This is a genomic window from Candidatus Eisenbacteria bacterium (assembly GCA_035712145.1).
GTDB lineage: Bacteria > Eisenbacteria > RBG-16-71-46 > RBG-16-71-46 > RBG-16-71-46 > DASTBI01.
The window spans coordinates 1-20,876 of sequence record DASTBI010000230.1 but is presented as its reverse complement, the minus strand read 5'-3'; the positions used below and the strand labels follow the sequence as shown (position 1 = coordinate 20,876).

16 protein-coding genes are annotated in these 20,876 nt (G+C 68.6%); 12 read left to right on the top strand and 4 right to left on the bottom strand.

Annotated features, from left to right (window positions below; translation table 11 throughout):
- From VFQ05_16555 to VFQ05_16515, 9 genes are all read left to right on the top strand, one after another.
- Positions 1–1,872 (top strand): glycosyltransferase family 39 protein (locus tag VFQ05_16555; protein ID HET9328379.1); only part of this gene is annotated, 1,872 nt, incomplete at its 5' end.
- Positions 1,869–2,726: a LamG domain-containing protein gene (locus VFQ05_16550; protein ID HET9328378.1), complete on the top strand. Its 858-nt coding sequence runs from the start codon at positions 1,869–1,871 to the stop codon at positions 2,724–2,726. The genes VFQ05_16555 and VFQ05_16550, both read left to right, overlap by 4 nt.
- An 870-nt stretch (positions 2,727–3,596) precedes the next feature.
- Positions 3,597–4,562, top strand: coding sequence for a MoxR family ATPase (locus VFQ05_16545; protein ID HET9328377.1), 966 nt, complete (start codon positions 3,597–3,599; stop codon positions 4,560–4,562).
- On the top strand, positions 4,559–5,932 hold the full coding sequence (locus VFQ05_16540; GenBank protein ID HET9328376.1) for an amino acid permease: 1,374 nt from the start codon (positions 4,559–4,561) through the stop codon (positions 5,930–5,932). The genes VFQ05_16545 and VFQ05_16540 overlap by 4 nt, the downstream gene beginning before the upstream one ends.
- 4 nt (positions 5,933–5,936) lie before the next feature.
- Positions 5,937–6,722 carry a class I SAM-dependent methyltransferase gene (locus VFQ05_16535; GenBank protein HET9328375.1) on the top strand — a complete coding sequence of 262 codons (786 nt, stop codon included), beginning with the start codon at positions 5,937–5,939 and terminating at the stop codon, positions 6,720–6,722.
- A 1-nt stretch (position 6,723) separates the two neighbouring features.
- Complete coding sequence (locus VFQ05_16530; GenBank protein HET9328374.1) at positions 6,724–7,515, top strand: class I SAM-dependent methyltransferase; 792 nt, start codon at positions 6,724–6,726, stop codon at positions 7,513–7,515.
- Position 7,516: 1 nt separating this feature from the next.
- Positions 7,517–8,461: a DUF58 domain-containing protein gene (locus VFQ05_16525; protein ID HET9328373.1), complete on the top strand. Its 945-nt coding sequence runs from the start codon at positions 7,517–7,519 to the stop codon at positions 8,459–8,461.
- Positions 8,458–9,102 (top strand): hypothetical protein, encoded by a 645-nt coding sequence (locus tag VFQ05_16520; protein HET9328372.1) that lies wholly within the window; start codon positions 8,458–8,460, stop codon positions 9,100–9,102. Before VFQ05_16525 ends, VFQ05_16520 begins: the two co-directional genes overlap by 4 nt.
- Positions 9,099–11,147 (top strand): BatA domain-containing protein, encoded by a 2,049-nt coding sequence (locus VFQ05_16515; GenBank protein ID HET9328371.1) that lies wholly within the window; start codon positions 9,099–9,101, stop codon positions 11,145–11,147. The genes VFQ05_16520 and VFQ05_16515 overlap by 4 nt, the downstream gene beginning before the upstream one ends.
- A gap of 9 nt (positions 11,148–11,156) precedes the next feature.
- Here the strand turns inward: VFQ05_16515 and VFQ05_16510 are convergent, their stop codons facing one another.
- The 3 genes from VFQ05_16510 to VFQ05_16500 all read right to left on the bottom strand — a co-directional run bounded on the left by VFQ05_16510 (position 11,157) and on the right by VFQ05_16500 (position 14,474).
- Positions 11,157–11,786, bottom strand: a complete 630-nt coding sequence (locus tag VFQ05_16510; GenBank protein HET9328370.1) for a hypothetical protein — start codon at positions 11,784–11,786, stop codon at positions 11,157–11,159.
- A gap of 74 nt (positions 11,787–11,860) precedes the next feature.
- Positions 11,861–13,357: an OmpA family protein gene (locus VFQ05_16505; protein ID HET9328369.1), complete on the bottom strand. Its 1,497-nt coding sequence runs from the start codon at positions 13,355–13,357 to the stop codon at positions 11,861–11,863.
- 310 nt (positions 13,358–13,667) lie between these two features.
- Positions 13,668–14,474: an OmpA family protein gene (locus VFQ05_16500; protein HET9328368.1), complete on the bottom strand. Its 807-nt coding sequence runs from the start codon at positions 14,472–14,474 to the stop codon at positions 13,668–13,670.
- Positions 14,475–14,579: 105 nt separating this feature from the next.
- On the opposite strand from VFQ05_16500, the gene VFQ05_16495 reads away from it, so the two are divergent.
- The 3 genes from VFQ05_16495 to VFQ05_16485 all read left to right on the top strand — a co-directional run bounded on the left by VFQ05_16495 (position 14,580) and on the right by VFQ05_16485 (position 20,459).
- On the top strand, positions 14,580–15,212 hold the full coding sequence (locus VFQ05_16495; GenBank protein HET9328367.1) for a TlpA disulfide reductase family protein: 633 nt from the start codon (positions 14,580–14,582) through the stop codon (positions 15,210–15,212).
- Positions 15,213–15,316: 104 nt separating this feature from the next.
- Positions 15,317–18,742, top strand: coding sequence for a transcription-repair coupling factor (gene mfd / locus VFQ05_16490; GenBank protein HET9328366.1), 3,426 nt, complete (start codon positions 15,317–15,319; stop codon positions 18,740–18,742).
- 46 nt (positions 18,743–18,788) lie between these two features.
- Positions 18,789–20,459: a peptidylprolyl isomerase gene (locus tag VFQ05_16485; protein ID HET9328365.1), complete on the top strand. Its 1,671-nt coding sequence runs from the start codon at positions 18,789–18,791 to the stop codon at positions 20,457–20,459.
- 3 nt (positions 20,460–20,462) lie between these two features.
- On the opposite strand, the gene VFQ05_16480 is transcribed toward VFQ05_16485, so the two are convergent.
- The coding region (locus tag VFQ05_16480) for a TlpA disulfide reductase family protein (GenBank protein HET9328364.1) at positions 20,463–20,876 on the bottom strand (414 nt) is incomplete at its 5' end.

The following is a 20,876-nucleotide window of genomic DNA, read 5'->3' as shown; positions in this document are numbered from 1 at the left end:
GAGGGCGCGAGGATGCTGCTTCGCGGGCATCTGGACCCTTCGCGCTACGGCGTGGTCGGCCCCGGCTACGAGGTCGCCCTGGCGCTGCTGGGCGTGGTCATTCCCAACCTCTTCGTCGCCGCCGAGCTGCTTTCGGTCATCGCCATGGTGGGCGGGCTTCTCCTCTGGATCACGGTCCTGTCGCGCCGCGCCGATCCACGACTCGCCCTGATTGCGGCGCTGTTCCTGGCAACCAACGCGACCTTCTTCCGCTACGGCTATTCGGTCACCAACGACGCGCTGGCGTTCGCTCTCCAGGCCTCTGCCATGGCGCTGCTCCTGCTCGGCCAGAGCACTCGCTCTGCGGCGCTCGCCGGCGCGCTGGCGGCCCTGGCGTTCCTGACCCGCTACAACGGCGTCGCCTTGCTGCCGGCCGGCATCGCCGCCACGCTCCTCGGCGGAACGCTCCATGCCGATCGGCGCCGGGCCGCGCTCCTCTTCGCGGCGGGGTTTGTGATCGTGGTCGCGCCGTGGGTGATCTACAGCCTCGCCCACGGGCAGCGTTTCAGCTTCCAGCTCCACCACAACATCGCCTACGACGTGTTCGCCCGCTCGAAAGGGATTGCCTGGGACGAGTACCAGAGGGTGCTCCAGCCGCAGTTCAAGTCTCTGGGCGACGTGATCGCGCGCGATCCAGGGGCGGTCGTGCGCCGCGAGCTGTTCAACGTCGTCGACCACCTGAGGCTCGATGCCCGCAATCTGCTCGGCATTCCGGTCGTGATCTGCGTGGTGATCGGGCTCGCGTTCGCCGCATTCGACGGCACGCTGCGCCGCCTCTGGCCGGTGGTGGCGGCGGCCGTGCTCTTCTTCTTCACGCTGGTTCCGGTCTTCTACTCGGAGCGCTACTCGATCCCTCTGCTGCCCTGCTACGCCCTGCTCGCCGCGGCGCCTTTCGCCTCGACGCGCCTGTCCGGCGCGCTGCGCTCGGGCTCGTGGGTGCTCATGGGACTCGCCGTGGTTCCCCTGGCGCTGGCACTCCTGTCCACCGTCCGGCAGACTCGCTACAACGTCAGTCAGCTTCCGGTCGAGACGTTGGAGTGCGCGAAGACGCTGCGCCAGCTCGCGCGCCCGGGTGACCGCATCATCTGCCGCAAGGCCCACGTCGCCTTCCATGGCGGGGTTGAGCCGGTGGCGTTCCCGTTCGCCGATGATCTCGCGGCGCTCGCCGCCACGGCGCGGCAGCAAGGCGCCCGCTGGCTCTTCTTCTCGTGGCCGGAGGGCGAGCTGCGGCCCGGCTTCTGGTACCTGCTGGACACCGCCGCCGTCGTCCCAGGGCTCACGATTCGTCACGCGACCGCGCCTCGCCCCGCGGTGCTCTACGAGATCGGCGAAGGCTTCGGCGCCGATCCGGCATGGCTCGCCAACGACACGACGCGCGCCTGGCACGTGGCACGCGCCCAGCTGCGGGTGGATCCCGGCGACCCCAAGGCGCTCGCCACGCTCGGTGCGGTCGAGTTCGACCGCCGCGACTACCAGGCCGCGCGCGAGCACCTGCAGCGCGCGGTGACGCGAGCGCCGCAGCACTATGGCGCGTGGATGCTCCTGGGTGAGACCAATCTGCTGCTCGACGACGCCGCGCGCGCCGAGCGCGCCTACCAGCAGGCGCAGGCGCTCCGGCCGCAAAGTCCCGAGCCCAGGATCGGCCTGGGATGGGCCAGCATGGTCGGACGGCGCGCCAACGAGGCCGCGGCTCGGTGGCGTCCCGTGATCTCGGCGACTCGCGACCCGAACACGCTCCAGCGGATGATCGAGGTCTATCGCGCGCTCGGTGATCCGGCGGCCGAGGCCGAAGCCCGCGCGGCGCTGGCCCGCCTCACAGGAGGTCGACCATGAAGGAGTGGTGGAACGCCGCGATGGGCGCGGCGCTGGCCGTGCTCGTGGGTTGCGCCCACACGCCTCCCGGCGGGCCATCGACGTCGGGCGCGCCCGCCGCCGACTCGGTGACGATCGCGCTGTGGCGTATGGACGAGCAGGCGGGGACGAGGGTCGCCGATTCCGGCCCGTCCCAGCTGACCGGCATCGCCGGCCGTTCGGTGCAGCATCCCTTCGGCCGCTTCGGCAACGCGCTCGGCTTCGAGCTGTCGCTCGACTCGTTCGTTCTGGTGCCGTTCAATGCCGCGCTCGACAGTCCCAAGGCGCTGACGGTCGAAGCCTGGATCAACCCATCCCAGTATGGGAACTACGAAGACACGCCGATCGCGGGGCGCTGGACGGAGGAGGCGAACAAACAGAGCTGGCTCTTCACGCTCGCCGGCCGGCGGCTGGGCACCGACCTCCCGCAAGCACAGCGCTACCATGCGATGCTCTTCCCCGACGTGCTCGCGGGACGACTGATGTTCGCCTATCAGCCGGCCGCCGCCAGCCCGCCGCGCGCGTACGTCTCGACCCGCACGGTGGAGCTCAATCGCTGGACGCACGTGGCGGTGGTGTTCGATGGCGAGGTCGCGCGTTTCTATCTCGACGGCGAGCTGGATTCCCAGTTCGCTTCGCTGGGAACGATCCGCGCATCGGATGCGCCGGTGCTGATGGGGAATTATTTCGACCAGCGCTCGCTCACCGGCTTCGGAGGCGACCTTCATCCTGATCTGATCGATCAGACGCCCTATTACGCGTTCCAGGGCAAGATCGACGAGGTTCGGCTGTCGCGAGCGGCCCGCCAGACCTTTCCGACCCGGGCGCCGCATTAGATTCCTTCGTAATCGCTCGCAATCCATCAAGCGAGAATCCTCTCTCCCGCGGCACGAGCTTCGACCTGCATTCTCTTGCCCTCCATGAACGCGGTCCCATAGACCCGCTCGGCCTCGTACTGATTGTGCGCTCTGCAACGAAGGCGGAGGTTGTCCGTTGTGCTCCGGCCACCGCGAGCGGCCGGCTCGATGTGGTCGAGCTCGAGGCCTCTCTTCTCTGCGCATGGGTGACCGGTTTCGCCTGCGAAAGTGCATTGCCCTTGGTCGCGAACCCAAACGGCTCGCCTCACGGCAAGAGGAATGTGCCGTGCGCTTGCAGAGGGTCTCGGGCTGGTACGAGGTCTTTCAGTAGCGCCAGATCTCCTCTTCTCGAGCTGAGCCACGCCTAGCCGGAGAACGCGGCCGAGAACAGCTCCGAGGTCTCCGTTGGGAACCTGGTGACCGAGAAGGTCCTGGGCCTGGCGAAGCAGATCGTGCGTGGCCCGGTCGACCGTGATCTGGAGCGTGAATCGCTCCGGGGCGACAGGCTGCACCTCTCGGACCGGCGCCTTCGGATGCAAATCGATCGTCCCCGGGGACGATCGATCTGCGATTCCGAAGGGAATCGCGCCACCCAACTGACCTTTGAGGCCGCGACTATGTCAGCCGCGCGATGCCGGGGGACAGAGCGTTGTTCGCGGAAACCGCGCCCAGCGTGGCCACGGCCGCGCCGGTGCGCTGCCTTTGGCCCGGTCGGAAGCCCATGCTAGTCTCGCCGTTCCCCGCGAGGCGCGCCGGCTCCAAGTGCCGGCGCCACACATTCATCCACTGTCGACGAGGACTCCCTTGGCCCTGGAAACCGGCGCGTCCGATCTGCAGGCCGTCGAAACCATGAAGCGTGCCCGGGAGCGCATTCTCGGGGAGCTGCGGAAGGTCATCGTCGGGCAGGACCAGGTCGTCGATCAGCTTCTGACCGCGCTGTTCGCCAACGGCCACGTGCTGCTGGTCGGCGTGCCCGGGCTCGCGAAGACGCTGCTGGTCTCGAGTCTCGCCCGCCTGCTCGACCTCAAGTTCAATCGCATCCAATTCACCCCCGACCTGATGCCGAGCGACATCACCGGCACGGACATCATCGAGGAGGACGCCACCACCGGGAAGCGCGCGATCCGCTTCATCCATGGTCCGGTGTTCGCCAACCTGGTCCTGGCCGACGAGATCAACCGCACGCCGCCCAAGACGCAGGCCGCGCTGCTCCAGGCGATGCAGGAGAAGCAGGTGACCGCGGGCGGGCAGACGTTCGACCTTGCGCTGCCCTTCTTCGTGCTGGCCACGCAGAACCCGATCGAGCTGGAAGGCACGTATCCGCTGCCCGAGGCGCAGCTCGACCGCTTCATGTTCAACATCTACGTGGACTATCCCAAGCAGGACGAAGAGGAGAAGATCGTCGCCACCACGACTTCGGCCTACGAGGCCAAGCTCGAGCGCGTGCTGGGAGCGAGCGACATCCTCGAGCTGCAGCGTCTGATCCGCCGCGTGCCGGTGGCCGACCACGTCGTGCGCTACGCGGTGCGGCTGGCGCGAGCCACGCGCGGCGGCGCCGGAGACGGCTCGAGCCCCGACTTCGTGCGCCAGTGGGTGGCGTGGGGCGCCGGGCCCCGCGCTTCGCAGTATCTGGTGCTCGGCGCCAAGACCCGTGCGGTCCTGATGGGTCGCTACGCGCCCGGCATCGAGGACGTGAAAGCCGTGGCGCTCGCCGTGCTGCGCCACCGCATCGTCACCAACTTCACCGCCGAGGCCGAAGGCATCAAGCCCGACCGCATCGTCGAGGACCTCCTGCGGACCATTCCCGCGGAATGAGCGCGGCCGAAGCGCGCGCGACGGTCGCCGGCGAGCGCGAGCCCCTTCGTCAGATCGGCCTCTACGCCGCCACCGCCATCACCGTCGGCAACATCATCGGCTCGGGGATCTTCCGCTCGCCGCACTCGGTCGCCAACGAGATCCCCGGCGTCATGCTGCCGATCGCCGCATGGGTCCTGGGTGGCGTGCTGTCGCTGTGCGGTTCGCTGGTGCTGGCCGAGCTCGCGGTCTCGCATCCCAAGACCGGCGGCCTCTACGTCTTCATTCGCGAGAGCTTCGGCAGCGCGTGGGGGTTCGTGTTCGGCTGGGCGAGCCTGTGGGTCATCAAGCCGACCGTGATCGCGGCGATCGCGAGCGTCTTCGCGCTCTACTTCGGTCAGGCGCTCGGTCTGCCGTCCTCCGCCGAGCTGCCGATTGGCTGCGCCGCGATCGTGATCCTCACCCTCATCAACTGGCTCGGAGTGAAGGAAGGCGCCGGCACGGCCGCCCTGTTCACGACGCTCAAGGTGCTGGGGATCCTGCTGCTGTGCGGCGCGGCGTTCACGCTCGGCGCCACGCATGCGCCCGGCGCGCCGCCGGCCGATGCCGGCCCGGCGCCCTCGGCGGCCACCCTGACGGCATTCATCAGCGCCATGATCTTCGTGCTGTTCGCCTACGACGGCTGGACCGATGTGACCTACGTCGGCGGGGAGTGCATCGATCCGCGACGCACGCTTCCGATCTCGATCGTGTGGGGAACGATCCTGGTGATCGCGATCTACGTGGTCACCAACTTCGCGTACTACCGTGTGCTCGCCCCGGCCGAAGTGGCGCTCTATCCCGCGGTCGGCTCGGAAGCCATCGGCCGCTTGCTCGGAGACATCGGCCGGCAGGGCCTCGCGGTGCTGGTCGCAGTCTCGACCTTCGGGACCGTGAACGGCGCGATCCTCACCGGGCCCCGCGTGACCCAGGCCATGGCGAGCGACGGGCTCCTGTGGTCGCCGCTCGCCCGGCTCCATCCGCGACGCGGATCGCCGGCGCTCGCGCTATGGGTCCAGGCGGTGCTGTCCTGCATCTGGCTCGCGGTCGCCGGCGGATTCGAGGACGTCTCGGGATGGTTCGTCACCACGTCGTGGCTCTTCTACGGGCTCGCGATCGCCGCGGTCTTCGGCCAGCGCCGCCGCGAGCGCGCGGGTCAAGCCCCACCCGCCGCCTACCGCACCCCGCTCTATCCGCTCACGGCGTGGCTCTTCATCCTGGTCACGGTCGGCCTCATCGCCAGCGATCTCACGGCCAGTGGATGGCGCGCCGCGGCCGGGGTCGGCATCGCCGCAATCGGCTTCCCCGTCTACTGGATCTGGAAGGGTCGAGGACCCAGAACCTCGGGCTGACGCCGTGGCGTACACCTCCGCGTATCTCGATCCGGCGCTCTACGACGTCATCTACTCCACGGCTTCTGCCAAGCCTGGCCGAGCCGTGCTCGAGGACGTTCCCTTCTATGTCGATCTCGCGAAGCGGCAGGGAAACCCGGTCCTCGAGGTGGCGTGCGGAACCGGCCGGGTCCTGCTCCCCACCCAGGAAGCAGGGGTCGAGATCCATGGCGTCGATCTCGAAGCCGGCATGCTCGAGCGGCTACGCCACAAGGCCAGCGCGCGCGGCATCACACCCCGGGTCTTCCAAGGAGACATGAGGGACTTCACCTTGCCCTCGCGCTACCGGCTCGCCACGATCCCGTTTCGCGCGTTTCTTCACATGGAGTCGACGGAGGACCAGATCCGCGCCCTGCGCTGCATCCGCGAGCATCTGGAGCCCGGCGGGATGCTGGCGCTCAACGTCTTCTATCCGAGCGTGGACTTCATGGCCGCACACGACGGCGTGCGCGCTCTCACCGTCGAGACGACGCATCCGGACACCGGCCTCCCGGTCCAGGTCTACGACACCAGCCGTTACCAGCGGGCGGAGCAGCGCGTGACGGTGGACCGTGAGGTGCTGCTGACCGCGGCGGACGGATCACGAAAGACGATCCAGTACGGATTCACGCTGCGCTGGATCTACCGGTTCGAGATGGAGCTGCTGTTGCGCGCCGCGGGGTTCCCCAGGTTCGAGTTCCTCGGCGGCTTCGACGGCCGCCCTCTGACCAGCGACCGCGAGGAGATGGTCATCATGGCGTGGAAGGACTGACGTGAGCACGACGCCCCCTTCTCCGTACGACGCGCCCGAGCTCTACGACCTGGCTCTCGGGGGCTTTCGCGACGATCTCGGTTTCTGGCTCGAGGAAGCGCAACGCGCCGCCTTGGCACCCGGCCGGCCCGCGCGCGTGCTGGAGGTGTCGTGCGGCACCGGCCGCGTCCTGCTCCACTTGCGGGCGCATGGCATCGACGTCGACGGCGTGGATCTCCACGCGCCGATGCTCGAGCGCCTGGAGGCCAAGGCCAGGACGCGGGGGCTCCAGGTCCGTACGTATCGAGCCGACATGCGCGACTTCACCACGCCGCAGCGCTACCATCGAGTGTTCATTCCCTTCAACGGCTTCGCCCATTGCGAGACCGTCGACGATCAGCTCCGGTGTCTGCATTGCTGCCGAGAGCATCTGGAACCCGGAGGCGCGGTCGTGGTCGACATGTCCTATCCCGGTCAGGCCTACTGGCTCGACGTCCGCACCGAGCGCATCCTCGAGATCGAGTCACGGGACGAAGAGACGGGCGCCGCGGTGAGGATGTGGGACACGCGCACCAAGGATCGCGTGGGCCAGACGCAGCATTCGGTGATCGAGATCGAAGAGCTGGACGCCGAGGGTCGTCTCACGCGTTCCCATCGTTTCGAGACTCGCCAGCGCTGGGTGTATCGCTTCGAGCTGGAGCTCCTGTTCCGTCTCGCAGGATTCGCCCGCTGGGAAGTCCTCGGCGGCTGGGAACGCAGAGCGCTCGAGACCGATGCCGGGCAGATGCTGGCATTCGCCTGGAAAGCAGGCTGACGTGAGCACGCCGAATCCTCCGGTTCCGGAGGCACGCCGGGGCGACCCGCGCGGCGCCCGTGCGGTGCTCGACCCCGCCGTGGTGGCGCGGCTCTCGCATCTCGATGTCCGCGCGCGCGTCGTGGTCGAAGGCTTCATCGCCGGCATGCATCGCAGCCCCTTCCACGGCTTCAGCGTCGAGTTCGCCGAGCACCGCCCCTACATGCCCGGCGATCCGCTCAAGAATCTGGACTGGAAGGTGTGGGCGCGCAGCGACCGTCTGCTGATCAAGCAGTACACCGAAGAGACCAACCTGCGCTGCCACCTGGTGCTGGACCTCTCGGGATCCATGGCGTTCAAGTCGCCGCGCGCGGCCATGAGCAAGATCGAGTACGCCCGCAGTCTGAGCGCGGCGCTCGCATACCTCATGCTGAAGCAGCAGGACGCGGTCGGCGTCCTGTTGTTCGCCGACCATCCCCTGCGCTTCGTGCCGGCGCGCGCCACGCGCTCCCATCTCGACGTCATTCTCCGCACGTTGGCCTCCACCGAGCCCCAGGGCCGCACCAAGCTCGGGCCGGCGCTCCACGAGCTGGCGGAGCGCATCAAGCGCCGCGGTCTGGTGGTGCTGTGCTCCGATCTCATGGACCGGCCCGCCGACGTGCTGCTCGGACTCCAGCACTTCCGCCACCGCCGTCACGAAGTCGTGGTGTTCCACATCCTCGATCCCGACGAGGTGGATTTCCCCTACGCCGACACCGCCACCTTCGTCGACGCCGAGAGCGGCGAGCGGATCACCACCGAGCCCTGGGAGATCGCCCGCCGCTACCGCCAGCGGCTCGCGGACTGGAGTGATCACTACCGCCGCGCCTGCCGCGAGAACCGCATCGATTACGTGCGCCTCGACACGCGCACGCCGTTCGACCAGGCGCTGCTCGCCTACCTGGAGAAGCGGACGAGGCTTGCGTGATCCTGAGGATCGCGGCCGCATTCTCCCTGGCGCTCGGGTCGAGCTTGCTGTTCGCCTTCTTCGCCTGGATCGGCGAGAGTCCGATCTCGGGAGAACCCGAGCGTCATCTGCGGCAGATGAAGGAGCGAGCCACGGCGCCTGCGACCTATGCGAGGGCGACCTTCTCCGACTTCGTGGCGCTGCCCCACGGGATGCCGGTGTCCAAGTTCGCGCCGCTCGAGCGGCGTAGCGTCTCGTTGGAGGGTTACGTCAAGGCGATGACTCTCTCGAGCGACGGCGACTATCACCTCTCGCTCGCGCCGGCGCCACCTCCGCCGATCCACGTGAGCTCGCCAACCATCAGCTGCGAGGTGACGCCCCAGTGGATCCAAGGATCGCGATGGTGGCAGTGGGAGCCTCTGCAGGCCGCGCTCAAGCCTCATTCCTGGTTCGAGCCCGCCTGGCCGGGCGGCCCACGGCAGGTACGGCTGTCCGGCTACCTGCTCTATGACTTCCAGTACGACGAGCCCTACTTCAAGGATCGCCGTCTGCGGTTGCCTTCGCCTCCGCCTCACCGCCTGACGGGCTGGGAGATCCATCCGGTCACTCGCATCGAGCTGTGGGACGACTCGCTTGGCGCGTACGTGGAGTACACGCGTTGAACTTCCTCAACCCGCTCTTCCTGTTCGGGCTGGCGGCGGCCGCGATTCCGATCCTCATTCATCTGTTCACCCGGAAGCGGCCCCGCGAAGTGCAATTCTCGTCGCTCGAGTTCCTCTCCGAGGTCAATCGCAGCGAGATCCGCCGTATCCAGCTCAAGCAGTGGCTGCTGCTGCTGCTGCGCACGCTGGCGGTGATCGCTCTCGCGCTGGCCATGAGCCGGCCGGTGATCAAGGCGAGCGCGGGATCGAAGGACGGCGCGGCCACCACCATCGTCGCGCTGATCGACAAGAGCGGAAGCATGGGAGCCCTGACCCGCACCGGTCCGGTGATGAACGAAGCGCGTCGTCTGGTCGAGAGCCTGCTGGCGACGCTCGGCCACGGCGACGAGATGCTGCTGATCCCCTACGACGAGGGCCCGGCGCCCATCAGTGCCCGGCCGATCTCCGACGTGCCGAGACTGCGAGCCGCGACGCAGGGACTCTCGGCGGGCGCTCGCGCCACCGATCATCGCCGCGCGCTCGCGCTGGCCGCCGAGGCGCTGCGCGAGAGCCACGCCTTGAACCGCGAGCTGTTCTGGGTGTCCGACTTTCAGTCCAGCGGCTTCGAAGGCGCGGCCGCCGGACTCCCGCCCGGACCGTGGGGCGACATCCGCAGCTATCTCGTCCCGCTCTCGCCCGCGCGTCGCGGCAATGTCGCGCTGATCGACGCCGCTCTGGCGCCGGCCGAGAGCGGCGCGGCGCTGGCGGTGCGTGGCGCGTCGTTCGCGGCGCCCGCTGGTGATCGCGCCGTCGCCGTGGCCGAAGTGGGCAGCGGCGACGAGCTGGGGCGCGGCTTCCTGCCGGTCTCCCAGAGCGGCGAGGCGGACGCTCTGATCCCGCTCTCGCGGCTGCCGGGACAGGGCGGGCGCGTCACGTTGCCGGACGACGACCTGCCCCTCGACAACGTGCGCGTCTTCGCCGCCGGCCGCTCGGGGACGCTGCGTGTGCTCCTGCGTCACGAAGGCGCGGCCACCCCGCTCGGTTTCGCGCTGGCGGCCGGCTCACCCGCCTCGGGTCTGGTGGTCGAGAGCGTCGACGCCGCGACCGTGCCGGCGCGCCTGGCGGATGCCGACGTCCTGGTCCTCGACGACCTCGAGCGCATGGGACCGGCCGAGCTGCAGGCCACGCTCGACTTCATGCGCGGAGGCGGCGCCCTGATGCTGGTGCTCGGCCGGCGCGCCGATCCTCGCTTCTGGAACGGCGCGCTGCTGCGCGACCTCGGAATTGGCGTGCTCGAGGATCTCGAGCAGGCCCAGGCCGGATCGGGATGGCGGCTGCGCCGGCGGGTCGCCGGGCATCCGGTGCTGGTGGGCTTTCCCGCGCGCCCGGGCGAGCCGCTCTCCACGGCGCGCTTCACCACCATCCGCCGGCTGATCCCGGGCAGCGGCGCGCGCGTGCTGCTCGAGTTCGATCGCGAGCATCCGGCGCTGGTGGAGTCGCGCGCCGCGCTCGCGTTCCTGGCGCCTCTCGATGCCGAGTCGTCGGACTTTCCGATCAGCGGGGCGTTCCTGCCGTTGCTCCACCAGGCGGTGAAGGTGCTCGGTCGCGGAACGGCGGCGGCTTCGCTCGTGCCCGGTGAGCGCTACACGGCGCCGGCCGGAACCGGGGCGTGGCGCATCGCCGACGAAGCGGGACGCGACGTGCCGGTTCAGCTGGTGACCGCCGAGGGCGCGACGCGGCTGCTCTCGGCCCCGCTCGAGCGGCCGGGCCTCTACCGCGTGTTCCAGGGCGCCGCGCCCCGCGCGTCCTTCGCGGTCAATCCCGATCGCCGTGAGAGCGACTTGTCCTCGATCCCCGAGGCCACGCTCACGAATTGGTTCCCTGCGGGCCGCGTGACGGTGCTGAGACCCGGCGGCGATCTGGAGCGGCGTGTGCGCGAGGCACGCTACGGACGGGAGCTGTGGACGTGGTTCGTGATCCTGGCGCTCGCTTGTCTGCTGGCCGAGACGTTTCTTGGTCGTTGGGGCATGCCGGGCGTGGGAAGGGAGCCACGCCCGGCAAGCTAGCGCCTGGGTTCAGCGGGCGCGCGCCGTTCGCGGACGGTCCTGCATGAAATCCTCGAGCGTCCCCCACCACGACGCGGTGCGTTGGCGCAGGTTCGCCCCATGCTCCGCGGTGCGCGTCTCGTCCGCGACCGCGGTGAGCGGACTGAACTGCTCCACGAACATCGCCGGCAGCTTGAAGAGCTTCCCGGGCAGCGGATGCGTCTCGGTGGGGCTTCCCATCGCGAACGGATAGTAGAGCGGGTCCCCGACCTCCTCCTCGAGCGTTCGCAGCGCCGGGAAGAAGTCGTACTGCTCTCGCGCGATCTCGTCGATCGATACCGGCGTGTGAAGCAGGCGCCAGCCATGGACCTTGACCAGCCACGAGGCGCGGTGCGAGTGCCCATTGGACCGGCCTGGCTCCTGGCGAGCGCCCGGCCCGCGTGCCCGCGACCAGGCCACGATGCCGCGGCTCTCGGAGTCGTACTGGAAGACCACGTCCCGCCTCGGGATGTAGGCCGGCAGCTGATTGACCCATGCCGCGACGTCTTGCGAGCTCTCTTCGGGTATCACGAGCACGTCCTTCATTTCGTCCGGGCGAGCGACTACGAGCCAGAAGCGCTCGTTCGGCATGTTCGCCCACCAATTGTTCACGGTATTCATTTTTCCTCGCTCCCTTCTGATTCCCTCGTGGCATCGGGGACGGCTGCCTCGCCTCGATGCCCACGTCTTGCCGGTTACTTCTGCTGGAGCTGCCGCCGCTCCCGTTCCTTCGTGAGCTCCTCGGTGTTCAGCACCTTGAATTCCACTCTGCGGTTCTGGGCCATGCCCTCGACCGTCTTGTTGGTCGCCACCGGCTCCCGCTCTCCGTAGCCCCTTGCGCTGTACTGCTCGCGGGTGATCTGCGGGAACTTGCTGACCAGGTAGTTCAGCACGGCGTTCGCGCGCTTGTCCGAGAGGTCGAGGTTGTAGGCATCGGAGCCGCGCGCGTCGGCGTGTCCGCCGACCTCGATCCGGAGACGCGGCCACTGGATGAGGATCTGCCCGATCTCGTCCAGCACCGGCCGGGATTCCGGCAGGATGTCCCACTTCGCAGTCACGAAGTGAATGTTCCGTTCGGTGATCCGACCCTTGTCGAGCAGCTCGATCTCTCGCGTCGTCAGCTCGATCGGGCAGCCGACGGCGTCGACCTTCACGTTCGGACTCGTGAACGGACATTGGTCCTTGTCGTCCGTCACGCCGTCGTTGTCCGCATCCAGCGGGCAACCCCTGGGATCCACGCGGATGCCGGCGGGAGTGTCGGCGCACTGGTCCTGGCCGTCGGGAATGCCGTCACCGTCGGAATCGCGCGGACAGCCGCGCGCATCGACCGGCGACCCGCTCGGGGTGTCGGGGCACTGATCCACGCCGTCCGGCACTCCGTCAGAGTCGCTATCGCGAGGACACCCGCGCGAATCCACCGTCGCGCCGGCGACGGTGTTCGGGCACTGGTCGATCCCGTCGGGGACGCCGTCGCTGTCCGAATCGATGGGGCAGCCATTGGCGTCGACCCTGGCTCCGATCGGCGTGTTGGGGCACTTGTCCTTGGCGTTCGACACCTTGTCCTGGTCGTCGTCACCTCCGCCGATGCCGCCGATCAAGAACTCGACCCCGGCCGCATAGAACCAGTTGTTGATGGGGTCTGTTCCCACCGCGGCCGGGGTTCCCTCGGGAAAGTGCCAGATGTTGTCGCGGACTTCGGCGCGGATCGCGAGGCGCGGATTGATCCGGTACTTGAGTCCCGCCCCGAACTCCCAACCGTTCTGGTACTCGGGCTCCGGCACCGAGTCTTCGTCGGCGAAGTCGAACTTGGCTTCCGCCCACCCGGCCATCAGGTAGGGCACGAGCCGCACTTCCGGAAGCAGGTTGACCGTCACGTTCGCACCGTAGTGAAGGGCCGTGACCTCACGAGGCGCCGAAGGAAAACTTATCGGGTAGTGAGTGAAACCGGCATGCGTCTCCGTGGTGCTTCGTCCTACGTGGCCCTCGATCGCAAAGTAGCGGCCGAGACCGAGACCTGCGGTTCCACCCCAGATCGGCTCGTCCTCGAAGTTCGTGTCGTTCGAGAAGTCGGCGTACCCGTACCAGGGAAAGAGCGACACGTGCACGCCCTCGACCTGAGCTCGTGACACCGTCGGAGTCATGACCGCGCATGTCAGCATGACCCCCACGAGCAGCTTTCGAACTGCGCTCATCGGCCCTCCATCGGGCGGCCCCGGGCTGCGGCCGGCCGTTCTCGATATGCAAAGCCCGCCATCGCACGGGCCCTTTCGACGACGGGCGCGGCGCAGCGGAGGAATTCAACCGTGGGAAAGGCAGGAGACGTGCCACGCATTGCAGTTGCGCCACTGCATTGGGGCGCCGCAGGTTGGTTTGGGAGAGCGTGCGGCTCGATCCCAAAGCACCAGCGTCTTCTTCAATGGCCTGTCCGAAGCTACACAGGCCAAGCCGGTTCGGCGCCCGCGGTTCCTGCCCGCCGGGCGCCGTTCCCGGGCTCACGCCGCGTCAGCGCGGCTGAACTTCTCTCGGGAGGACCTCGGGGTTCAGCAGCCGGAGCTCGACGCGCCGATTGCGCAGCAGCTCCTCTTCGTTCCGCTCTTTGGTCTCCGGCTGAGTCTCGCCGTATCCCTTCGCCGTGAGGTTCTCACTCCGAAGGTTGTGATGGCCCAGTAGCCACGTCCGAACCGCGTCCGCGCGCGCCTGGCTGAGCCGCATGTTGAGGCTCCCCGAGCCGCGCGTGTCGGTGTGACCCTGGATCTCGAGCCTGACATCCGGATAGTGCTCGAGGACGGAGCCCAGCTGGCTCAGCTCGGCTTCCGACTCGGGCAGGAGATTGGCGCTTCCGCTCTCGAAGAAGACGTTCTCGAGACGCAGGCGTCCCGTCTTCACCAGCTCCTGTCCCTTCTCACCCAGCGGGGGCGGCGCCGGCTTCGGAGGAGAAGGCGGCGGCGTCACTTCCTTGGGAGTCGGAGGCGGCTCTTGCATCCTCGTGGCGCGGGCGCCCGGAACGCAGCCGTCGCGATCCACCTTCACGCCGCGCGGTGTGTCATTGCACTGGTCGCGTCCGTCGCAGACCCCGTCACCGTCTGCGTCGGACTGGCAGCCGTACTTGTCGACGGTGCATCCCGCCGGCGTGTTGGTGCAGTGATCCACGCGATCGAAAACCCCGTCGGCGTCGTAGTCCACCGCGGGCCAGCGATAGCATGGCGCCTCGGGATCGACGTAGCTGGCACGGCCGGGCGGAGGCGCGGACCACACCGCCGAGGCAAACGAGGAGAGGCACAGCGTGAGAATGAAGAGACGCGCTTTCATGTCACCTCCGAGTCTCCCGGATGGGCTCGAACGCCCTCCTCTATTGGATAGCGCGTAACATATACCTGAATGGCGGACAGGTGTTACCTGGAGTAACGTCCCGGCGTGCGACATTCCTGGTTCCAGACAGTCTGGGTCGGCGCACTGACGCTCGCCCTTCATCTCCTCTCGCCGGGCCCCGTCGCGCTCGCGCAGGACCCCGATTCCGGGAGCGAGTTGATCGGAAAGGCGGCCCCCGAGTGGACCTTCACCCGATGGGTTCGGGGGCGCTCACTTTCGCTGCGTGAGCTGCGCGGCAAGGTGGTGCTGGTCCGCTGGTGGACGGAAGGTTGCCGCTACTGCCGCTCCACGCTGCCGGTGCTCGAGCGCCTCCAGCGCGAGCATCGCGGCGACCTGGTGGTGCTGGGTGTCTTTCATTCCAAGCCCGAGCCCCACGAAGTCAGCGACCGCCACATCCTCGGAATCGCCAAGACGCTGGGCTGGTCCGGTCCGGTCGCGTTCGACCGTGACTGGAAGACGCTCGATCGCTATTGGCTCGGGGCCAACCCGGAGCGCAGCTGGACGTCGGTGAGCTTCCTCATCGATCGCGAAGGGACCATCCGCTGGGTCCATGGCGGAGGCGAATACCATCCCAGCGACGATCCCAAGCATCATGCCTGCGAAGTGGAGTACGAAGGCCTCGAACAGGCGCTGGAGCATGTGCTCGGCGAGCGCTCCTCAGCACCCTCCGCCGGATGAGCTAGACTTCGCTTGCCCGCCGAGCATCGCGGGCGTCCATGGCTCGGCAGTGACCGCCACGGGAAGAGCCCGCGGCGGCTTTTCGCGTTTGGGACCAGCGATCAATGACGGAGACCTGGCTCAAGGACAGCGCCGCGGAATCGCTCATCGATCAGACGAGCGAGCTTCCCGAGTCCTCCGCATTGCTCGATGCCGCCCGCCGCGACCGGCCCGGTGCTGTGCGCGGGCTCACCGGCAGCTCGCGCGCGCTCATCACGGCCTGGCTCCAGCGCGTCACCGGCAGGCCGGTTCTATGCCTGGTGCCGCACGGCGAGGCGTTCGAAGCCTGGCGCGATGACCTCGAGTTCTTCGCCGGACGCAGCGTGCTGCTGGCGTTCCCGGAGCCCGACAACCTTCCCTACGATCCCGCCTCTCCGCACCCAGGCATCACGGCTCAGCGTCTCGAGACCTTGAGCCGGCTCGCTTCCGACGAGCCGCGCGACGGAACGATCGTGCTGGCCACGGTGCGCGGGCTGATCCAGCGCGTCCCGGCGCCGCAGCGCCTCGCGGTCGCCGTGACGGGAGTCCGGCTCGGAGAGACGCACGTGCCGGAATCGTTGATGGCGCGGCTCGCGGCGCTCGGCTACGAGCGGCTGCCGGAGGTCGAAGCGGTCGGCCAGTTCGCGCGCCGTGGCGGCATCCTCGACATCTATCCCGTCGGCCTCGACGACCCGGTGCGGCTCGAGTTCGACGGCGACACGATCGAGTCGATCCGCCGCTTCGACGCCGGAACCCAGCGCTCGCTCGAGCAGCTCACCCACGTCGAGGTGCTGCCTCGCTACGAGGTCGTCCTGGACCCGTCACGCGCGGGCGAGGTGGTGGAGCGCCTGCAGGCCGCGGGCGATCCCGGCGGCGGGCTGTTCCACGAAGGCATGGAGCGCTTCGCCTCGCACTACGATTCGGCGCGCGGCACGCTGCTCGACTACCTGCCGGACGGCGCGGTGGTGGTCGTGGACGATCCGGGGGCGCTCCGCACGCGGAGCGAGGAGCTGACCACGCTGATCGCCAGCGAGCACGACACCCAGCGCGCGCACTACCCGGGGCTCTCCGCTCCCGAGTCGCTGTTCGCCACCGCGGCGTTCGGCGATGCGCTCACTCGTCCAGGACTCCACTATCTGGCGCCGATCGTGGAGAGGGACGGCGCGTACGCCGAGACGATCGACGTCGACTGCCGGCCGGCCGAACCCCTGCATCGCTCGATCGAGCGCCTCAAGGGACATCTGCTCGATCTCGGCGCTCGGGGGATCCGCGCGCTGATCCTGTGCGACAACCAGGGCCAGAAGGACCGCCTCGCCGAGCTGCTCGGCCCGGGCGTGGGACAGCTCGGCGTCGGCCTCGTGTCGGCGGGGTTCACGCTGCCGCGCGCGGGGCTCGCGCTGCTCACGGACCACGAGATCTTTGCCCGCTACCGGCGTCGCCGCCGCCGGCTCAAGAAGACCGGCGGACTCTCCTTGGCGGAGCTGTCGGCGCTGCGGGTCGGCGACTTCGTGGTGCACGAAGATCATGGCGTCGGCACGTACCGCGGCCTCCACCGGCTGACGCTGAACGGACAGGAGACCGACTGCATCCAGATCGCCTACGCCGAGCAGGACAAGCTCTACGTGCCGGTCCACCAGCTCGCGCTGGTCTCCCGCTACGCCGCCGAAGAAGGAGCCCGCCCGGCCGTCCACCGTCTCGGCTCCGCGGCGTGGCAGAAGACCAAGGCCAAGGCCAAGAAGGCGATTCGCGACATGGCCGATTCGCTGGTCAAGGCCTACGCGCAGCGCATGGCGCTCCCGGGGTACGCGTTCAAGCCCGACACCGTGTGGCAGCGGGAGCTCGAGGCGAGCTTCCCCTATGAAGAGACTCCGGATCAGCTCGCCGCCATCGAGGCGGTCAAGCAGGACCTCGAGGCGCCGCGACCCATGGATCGCCTGATCTGCGGCGACGTCGGCTACGGCAAGACCGAGGTCGCGATCCGCGCCGCCTTCAAGGCGGTGCAGGACGGCAAGCAGGTGGCCGTGCTCGTGCCCACCACGATCCTTGCGCAGCAGCACTGGCTCACGTTCAAGGAGCGGCTCGCGGATTTCCCGGTCACCGTCGAAGTGCTCTCCCGCTTCCGCACCCCGCGCGAGGCCAAGGACGTCGTGGCGCGCACCGCGCTCGGCAAGGTGGATATTCTGATCGGCACACACCGCATCCTCTCCAAGGACGTGAAGTTCCACGACCTCGGCCTGGTCGTGATCGACGAGGAGCATCGCTTCGGCGTGGCGCAGAAGGAGCGCCTCCGCCAGATGACCCGCACCGTGGACGTGCTGGCTCTCACCGCCACGCCCATTCCCCGCACGCTGAACCTGAGCCTGGCCGGCGCACGCGACATGTCGGTGATCGAGACGCCGCCCCGCGACCGCCTTCCCGTCCACACCGAGATCGTGGAGGTGGACGACGAGGTCGTGACCGACGCCATCCTGCGCGAGGTGGATCGCGGCGGGCAGGTGTTCTACGTGCACAACCGGGTGGAGACGATTCACAACGCCGCGCTCTACGTGCAGCGCCTGGTGCCGCAGATCCGCCTGGCGGTCGGGCACGGGCAGATGCCGGAGCGCGAGCTCGAGCGGGTGATGCTCCAGTTCCTGGAGAGGAAGATCGACGTGCTGGTATCCACCATGATCATCGAGTCGGGTCTGGACATCCCGAGCGTCAATACACTGATCCTGGATCGCGCCGACACGCTGGGCCTGGCGCAGCTCTATCAGCTGCGCGGCCGGGTTGGACGCTCGTCCCACCGGGCCTACGCCTATCTGCTCGTACCATCACGGCGCGTGCTGACCGAGGAAGCCGAGAAGCGGCTGCGCGTGATCGAGGAGTTCGACGAGCTGGGCGTGGGGTTCAAGATCGCGCTCAAGGACCTCGAGATCCGCGGCGCCGGCAACCTGCTCGGTCCCGAGCAGCACGGATTCATCATCGGACTCGGGTTCGATCTCTACATGAAGCTGCTCGAGGAGGCGGTGGCCGAGATCAAGGGCGGCGCAGCCTCCGAGGTCCTGCCGGAGCCGCGTCTGCTCACCGACTGGAGCGCCTACTTGCCCGACGACTACGTGCCCGACGAGCACGAGAAGCTCGCGCTCTACCGCCGGCTGGCCGATGCGCGCGGCGCCGCGCAGATCGAGGACCTCACCGTGGAGATGCGCGACCGGTTCGGCGCGCTGCCGGCCCCGACCGTGGCGCTGGTCGAGCTGAGGCGGCTGCGGCTCATGGGTCGCGACGCCCAGGTCGAGAGCCTCCGCGTGTTCCAGAACGTCGTCGAGGCGATGCTGCGGCGTCCGCTCAAGCCCACCGAGATCGCGGCGCTGGTCGCGGAGGTGGACTTCCAGGTGGAATTCGTCACGGGCCGCGAGTTCGGGCTGCGAGTACGGGGCGAAGGCCTGAGCCTGTTCCATCGCTCGCGCGAGCTGCTGGAGGCGCTGGCAGCATGTCTGGCGAAGGTTGCGCCGCGCGAAGTCAGCCCGTAGGGTACCAAGCCGTTCTGCGCTTGGGACCCATCCAGAGAGCGACCCCGTGAGATCGACCCTCATCCTCTTGCTCGCCGCGACCATGCTCGCCGGCTGCGCGTCAGAATCCGACGTGCTGGCGACCATCGGGAGCCGGACCATCACGCGCGGCGATTTCCAGATGGTGGCCCGCGTCCTGGGTGGCCGCTACTCCGGACCGCCCGACAGCGCCAAGTCCCAGCTTCTTCGCGACATGACCGACCGCGAGCTGCTGGTCCAGGGCGCCGTGCGAGCCGGCTTCCATCGCGACACGACGTTCCTCGATCTCAGGCGCAAGACCGAGGAGCAGATGCTCCGGCAGACCTACTACGACGAGATCGGGGCGGCCAACGTCGTGGTGAGCGCCGCCGAGATCCAGGAGCTTCATCGCTGGCGGGCCCAGGAAAGCCAGGTCCAGATCGTCTTCACGCTGTCCGAGCCGGCCGTCAAGGCTGCCCTGAGCCAGATTCGCGGAGGCGCGGACTTCGGCGAGGTGGCCGACCGCTTCAACCCGCCGGGGTTCACCCCGCCGCGCGGAGAGATCGGCTACGTGCAGCCAGGCATGCTGCAGCTCCCGGTCGATGACGTGATCCGCCTGGCGCCGGTCGGCAACGTGGTGGGACCGGTCGAAGCCGTGGGCCAGGGCTGGTTCCTGGTGCTGGTCAAGGACCGCCGCAAAGCCGAGCCCAAAGCGCTCGAGGCCGAGTCGGAGATGCTCAACAGCATCCTCCGGCAGCGCAAGCAGCGGCAGATCCTGGTCAAGGCGCTCGACCGGCTGCGCGGCGACTACCGCGTGCGCCTCGAGCAGGGCGCCTCCCAGAGGCTCATCCGGTACGTGGTGCCGCCGTCCCTGCAGAACATGGAGCCTCCGCCGCTGACGCTGCGGGAGAGCGCCGAGCCCCTGGCCTCCTACGAAGGCGGCGCCTACACCATGGGCGACGCCATCGACGACCTGCGGAGCGGCGCGTCGCAGCGGCCGAACTTCAACATCATGCCTTCGGTCGATCGTTGGGTCGAGATGCGTGCGCTCGAGCGCGCGGCGCTGCTCGAGGCGCGCCGCCGCCAGCTCGCCGATCAGCCGGACCTCCAGCGCGCCCTGCGCGAGCGCATGAACGATTACCTGCTCGAGGGTTACGTCACGCGCCACGTCCTCCAGCGCACGTCGGTGACCGAGGCGGACGCTCGCGCGGTCTTCGAGCGCATCGGCATGCGTCCGGACCGCCTCGAGAGCGCGCGCTTCCTGGTGGTCGTGCTGCGTGATTCGGCGACCGCCGCGCAGCTCGCCGCGACCGCGCCGCAGACCGAGGGCCTGCGCGAGGCGGTTTCGACCGCGGCCCTGGGCGTGGCGGTGCGGCCGCAGAGCGTGACCTTCCCCAGCGACAACCCGATGTGGGCCGCGCTCGAGCCCGCCTTGATGGCCACGGCGCCGGGCGCCTACACACCCGCCACGCCGGTGGCGGGGATATGGATGGTGGCGCAGGTCATCTCGAAGAACGTGGTGCCTCGGTCCTTCGAGAACCTTCCCGCCGAGATGCGCGTGATGCTGGAGAATCAGGCGCGGGAGGAAAAGCGAGCGGCTATGCTCGGAGCGCTCACCGACTCGCTCAAGCGAGAGATTCCGGTGCGCATGTACCCGGAGCGGCTGAAGCGGGTGCAGTGGCCGACGCCGTCGGCGCCTTCGTTCAGCGTCCCGGGATAGCGCTTACTTCTCGATCGCGGCGATCCGGCGCTCGAGTTCTTCCTCGGTGAGACGCGTGGGCGTGTAGCCGCGCACGATTCCCCGCCGATCGATGAAAACGAACGTCGGCGTGCTCGATCCGCCATAGCGCTCCATCGACGCAGTGCTGATCACCGCCGGCAGCGCTCCCACTTCCGAATAGACCGCCTTCCACACGCTGTCCACCCGCGCCTTCTCTCGCGCGCGCTGCTCGTCGTCATCGTAGTAGCGGGTGAGCGTGATGAACCGGACGCCCCGGGGCTCATGACGCGCACGGGCGCGGGCGAGTGAAGCCGCCAGCGCCTTGCAGTCGCCACACCACTCGGCCCACACGAACACCACGACCGGCCGGCCGCGGAGCGACGCCAGCGTGGGCGGTGCCAAGCCGAGCGAATCCTC

Bases quoted from the DNA above. Each gene is read 5' to 3' on its own strand.
- VFQ05_16550 (HET9328378.1), top strand. From the start codon at position 1,869: ATGAAGGAGTGGTGGAACGCCGCGATGGGCGCGGCGCTGGCCGTGCTC.
- VFQ05_16545 (HET9328377.1), top strand. From the start codon at position 3,597: ATGAAGCGTGCCCGGGAGCGCATTCTCGGGGAGCTGCGGAAGGTCATC.
- VFQ05_16540 (HET9328376.1), top strand. From the start codon at position 4,559: ATGAGCGCGGCCGAAGCGCGCGCGACGGTCGCCGGCGAGCGCGAGCCC.
- VFQ05_16510 (HET9328370.1), bottom strand. From the start codon at position 11,786: ATGAATACCGTGAACAATTGGTGGGCGAACATGCCGAACGAGCGCTTC.
- VFQ05_16505 (HET9328369.1), bottom strand. From the start codon at position 13,357: ATGAGCGCAGTTCGAAAGCTGCTCGTGGGGGTCATGCTGACATGCGCG.
- VFQ05_16500 (HET9328368.1), bottom strand. From the start codon at position 14,474: ATGAAAGCGCGTCTCTTCATTCTCACGCTGTGCCTCTCCTCGTTTGCC.
- mfd (HET9328366.1), top strand. From the start codon at position 15,317: ATGACGGAGACCTGGCTCAAGGACAGCGCCGCGGAATCGCTCATCGAT.